Source organism: Helicobacter sp. MIT 14-3879, assembly GCF_003364125.1.
This window is the reverse complement of the sequence record NZ_NXLP01000107.1, coordinates 1-3,284: the sequence shown is the minus strand read 5'-3', so window position 1 is coordinate 3,284 and position 3,284 is coordinate 1. Positions and strand designations below refer to the sequence as shown.

The following is a 3,284-nucleotide window of genomic DNA, read 5'->3' as shown; positions in this document are numbered from 1 at the left end:
GAATATTAGTTAGAATCTTATATGACTCATTCTCTATGATTCTTTGAGATTCTGTGTGTGATTTTATATTTGATTAAAGAATCTTGAGTAGTATTTTGGGGAATGAAACCAAATTTCTCATTGCTTAAGTAGGAGTAAAACAAGATTCAAACTTTTGCCTTGATAGCAAGCCTCTTGCGAGTCCATACAAACATTTCCTAATGAATAAGTAGGTAAAATTTCATAAAGAAAAGATTTTAAGAATAGATTTTACAAATTGTCATTCTGAAGTTTATACTAAGAGATTGAAAAATCCCGATTCTAAAGCGGATTCGTTTTGATGAATAGAATAAACTCAATATCCAAATAAGGGCATAGCAAATTGAATGGCAGGTGGCTACACGATGAAGTCGCCTAAGGATTTGGATAAATCTTGTAATGGGAATTTTAACTGCATCATATTGAAGTGCAGATTCAATGTAAAATCATAAATTTATTCAGATTCTAATCTTAAGAATCTTGTAGGAGGTAATATGAGAAAATGTGCATTTCTTGCGAATTGTATAGTATTGTGCTTTGTGTTTAGCATACAGGCAATGGCGGATAGTGTAAAAAAATATAGCCCTAGCACACGCGAGTATCTTGAGCGGCTGCTTAAAGATTCAAGCATTGTACTCGATGAAATTGATACAAGCAAAATTACAGATATGAGCAAATTATTCCAAAATTCCTTGCGGAAAGATTTTAGAGGCATAGAAACTTGGGATGTGAGCAATGTAACAGATATGAGCTATATGTTTGCGGGCGCAAAATTCTTTAATCACAACATAGAATCTTGGAATGTCTCCAAAGTAAAATCTATGAGCGGCATGTTCTATGAGGCAAGACAATTTAACCAACCGCTTAATGCGTGGAACGTAGAGAATGTGAAATTTATGTTTGGTATGTTTTTGGGTGCAATTCACTTTAATCAACCATTAGATAAGTGGAATGTTTCTCATGTTGAGGCAATGGGTAGTATGTTTTATAACGCAACTAGATTCAATCAAGATATAAGTAATTGGAATGTCTCAAGGGTTAAAAACACACGTGATATGTTTCATAGTGCAAAAGCTTTTAACCAAGATTTGCAATCATGGAATCTCGGTACACTTAGGAATAAAGAGAAAATGTTTTTTCGCTCAGGAATAACAAAAGTTCCTACTTGGTATCAAGAAGAATGGCAGAAAGAAGTGGAATTAGAAAGATTAAAGAGACAGTTTAACTAAATGCGACCTTTGACAGAATAAGACCAAAGAAATTCTGTGTTATAATTAAGTCAGGCTTAGAGCTGATAAATGTGATTTAACGGCTAAAAGCTATATTTTGTTATGAATACTAAATTCTCAATAAAGGATTTGTGATGGCAGAAAAGATGATGAAAAAAACTGCTTTAAAAGAAGTATCTACAAAACACACACGAGATTCTCAAGGGAAATCTAATAAGCTTGGATTTATAGCGTCTATCCTTAGAATCTACCAACATTCAGAAAAGTTTTTTCATCTCTTAGTAGGAATACCAAGTTACGAAAAATATAAGGAATATCATGCACAGTACCATCCTTACTGCAAGCCAAAGAGTCGCAAAGAATTTTTCCTAGATTCTCAAAATAAAAGATACGGTAGGAATGGAAGCAAGAAATGCTGTTAAGGATTATGTATGTCCGAACCAATTTGCAACTGTTTTAATAAGAGAGTGAGATTCTAGGGATTTAACTGTTGCTCTGTTTGGTTATTGATAGGTGAAAATTTAATGATTCTTCGTATCGCATAGCAATGTGTCAATGCTTATTGTGTCTTTGCACCATCTTTTGTTTGATTCTCTAAGATTACGGGATTCCTTGTGTTTTGGTAGAGATTCCAAAAGTTTCTGGCAGTTCTGGGACTTCTATTACCTACTTGTGTTGCAAAGTTGAGTGCTTCTTGCTTAATAGATTCTAGTAAATTATGAGCCATTATTGCTGCTTGTGGAATTTTTGCTTTTTCATAGCTTTTAGTAATAAAAGATTCCAAAACTGCGAAATATTCTTTTGTTCCAAACATGTAAAATCCAATGTTTAACGGAAACCTATCGCTAAAAGAAAGATTCTCATGAATAACATCTTGACTATGAAGTGCATTCATTCCTAACTCTTCTTGCACAATATGGCGCATATTAGATGTTGCATACAATAATACATTGGAGGGATGTTTCTCAAAAGAGCCTTCTAAGACGCTTTTAACGCTACGATAAGAATAGTCATTAGAAGAAAATGCCAAATCATCACAAAAAACAATAAAGTAATACTCCTCATATTCACGCAAAAAGTCTAGCACAATGGGCAACATTTCTATATCCTTGCTTTCAATCTCGACAATGCGTAAATTAGATGTGGCAAGATACTTACCTAAGACCGCTTTTACAACAGAGCTTTTCCCACATCCTCTAGCTCCCCACAAAAGCGCATTAGATGCCTGCTTACCTGATAAAAAAGCCAAAGTATTAGAATCTAGTGTAGCGATTTCTTTCTCTAGTCCTACTAAATCGCTTTCTAATACAATATCAAAATCCTGTATAGGGTGCAAATAGCAGACATGACGGGTACTACGTAAGATAGCTGCTTTATTTTTACTCCAATCAATATAAAAAATATCTTTGTAGGTTTGCATACTATTCCTTATAAGTGTTAATTTGTTGAAATTTTAATCTTTACAAGTAGAGATTAATACAATTTGTTAAAAAATATAAGATTTATAAAAACTCTGCTTAAACACAGATAAAAATTACTTTGACCTGTAAATAGCATATCAATACAGATGACTTACGGGCAAGGTAAAATCCTTAAGTAGGATTTGAGCAAATCTGGATATTCTCAATTATCAACTCTCAAAAGCTATCTTTCTAAGAGGAAGACTGTTTGTTAAAAATGTTGAGTTAAATCCAAAATTAGAGATGTCTTTATTATTTTATTAACTCTACTTAACTCTACAAAATACATTGAGAGAAGTAATTTCCCTAATGAGAATTTGGCGGGAGCATACCATAATTGTTTCTAGCCACAATTTTTGTTTGATTATTTATTATGGATACTTAATCCGGTAAGATTAGATTCTTTAGAGTTCAAAAACCATAAGGTTTTAGAATCTAAAGTAAAATTAGAAAAACTACCAATATGGTCTCCAAGATATACCTTGAAAATCTCTGCTTTAGGGGTTATTTTATAGAGGTTAGCTTGAGTGGTGCTGGTTTTGTTTTTATTTTTTAATCTCTTTGTATGAGGTATATC

General features: G+C 32.8%; 4 protein-coding genes. 2 read left to right on the top strand and 2 right to left on the bottom strand.

Annotation, left to right across the window (positions count from 1 at the left end; all coding sequences use genetic code 11):
* Positions 1 to 512 precede the first annotated feature (512 nt).
* Positions 513 to 1,247, top strand: coding sequence for a BspA family leucine-rich repeat surface protein (locus CQA44_RS11610; protein ID WP_115547372.1), 735 nt, complete (start codon positions 513 to 515; stop codon positions 1,245 to 1,247).
* Between the two features lie 134 nt (positions 1,248 to 1,381).
* On the top strand, positions 1,382 to 1,669 hold the full coding sequence (locus CQA44_RS11605) for a YbdD/YjiX family protein (protein WP_115547371.1): 288 nt from the start codon (positions 1,382 to 1,384) through the stop codon (positions 1,667 to 1,669).
* 137 nt (positions 1,670 to 1,806) lie between these two features.
* On the opposite strand, the gene CQA44_RS11600 is transcribed toward CQA44_RS11605, so the two are convergent.
* Positions 1,807 to 2,667: a DUF815 domain-containing protein gene (locus CQA44_RS11600; RefSeq protein ID WP_115547370.1), complete on the bottom strand. Its 861-nt coding sequence runs from the start codon at positions 2,665 to 2,667 to the stop codon at positions 1,807 to 1,809.
* Positions 2,668 to 3,071: 404 nt separating this feature from the next.
* Positions 3,072 to 3,284 (bottom strand): hypothetical protein (locus tag CQA44_RS12770; protein WP_181881901.1); only part of this gene is annotated, 213 nt, incomplete at its 5' end.

What these genes read in the sequence shown, in the direction of transcription:
- CQA44_RS11610 (WP_115547372.1), top strand. Translation starts at nt 513, where the DNA reads ATGAGAAAATGTGCATTTCTTGCGAATTGTATAGTATTGTGCTTTGTG.
- CQA44_RS11605 (WP_115547371.1), top strand. Translation starts at nt 1,382, where the DNA reads ATGGCAGAAAAGATGATGAAAAAAACTGCTTTAAAAGAAGTATCTACA.
- CQA44_RS11600 (WP_115547370.1), bottom strand. Translation starts at nt 2,667, where the DNA reads ATGCAAACCTACAAAGATATTTTTTATATTGATTGGAGTAAAAATAAA.